This is a genomic window from Vibrio sp. 10N.261.55.C5, assembly GCF_041470505.1.
In the GTDB taxonomy this organism is placed as follows: domain Bacteria; phylum Pseudomonadota; class Gammaproteobacteria; order Enterobacterales; family Vibrionaceae; genus Vibrio; species Vibrio crassostreae_C.
In genome coordinates this window covers 1-460 of sequence record NZ_JBFRMS010000138.1, presented here as the reverse complement: position 1 = coordinate 460, position 460 = coordinate 1, and the positions used below count along the sequence as shown (strand labels likewise).

Genomic DNA, 460 nt, shown 5'->3' with positions numbered 1-460 from the left:
ATCAGTTAATTTTCCGGATTAGTATAATTGAACCTGTTCGATATTTCTCAGGTAAGCGACTTTACGTTCACGAGTTAGAAGAGAGAATTTAAACTCTTTGGGATAACCGCTGCTACGCAGTGAAAGTGGGGTGGCGATGCGTGTGTAGTATACGCTATTTGGAAGTCTCAATAAGTACATCTGTGCTACCTTTCTGTGCGAGATGATTTTCGAGGCTTTAGATACGAAAAAACCGCTGTAAAAACAGCGGTTTAATCTTTAAGAGTGGTGGAGGGATAGGGATTTGAACCCTAGAACCGCTATTAACGGTTGCCGGTTTTCAAGACCGGTGCTTTCGACCACTCAGCCATCCCTCCAACAAATTGTCATCAACAGATTAGTACACTGTTGAGGTTGTTATTTGCTAATGCAAGTAACGATACCTTTTGTATTCACCTTTCAAAAAAGTGAAAATAAATTT

At 40.2% G+C, this 460-nt stretch carries 1 protein-coding gene and 1 tRNA gene; both read right to left on the bottom strand.

Translation table 11 applies throughout. From position 1 onward, the window contains the following. Positions 1-18: 18 nt before the first annotated feature. Positions 19-180 carry a DUF6538 domain-containing protein gene (locus tag AB4263_RS24345; RefSeq protein WP_372099047.1) on the bottom strand — a complete coding sequence of 54 codons (162 nt, stop codon included), beginning with the start codon at positions 178-180 and terminating at the stop codon, positions 19-21. Between the two features lie 85 nt (positions 181-265). Continuing rightward, positions 266-356 (bottom strand) — tRNA-Ser (locus AB4263_RS24340). Positions 357-460 lie beyond the last annotated feature (104 nt).

Coding starts and splice junctions, on each gene's coding strand:
- AB4263_RS24345 (WP_372099047.1), bottom strand. CDS start 180: ATGTACTTATTGAGACTTCCAAATAGCGTATACTACACACGCATCGCC.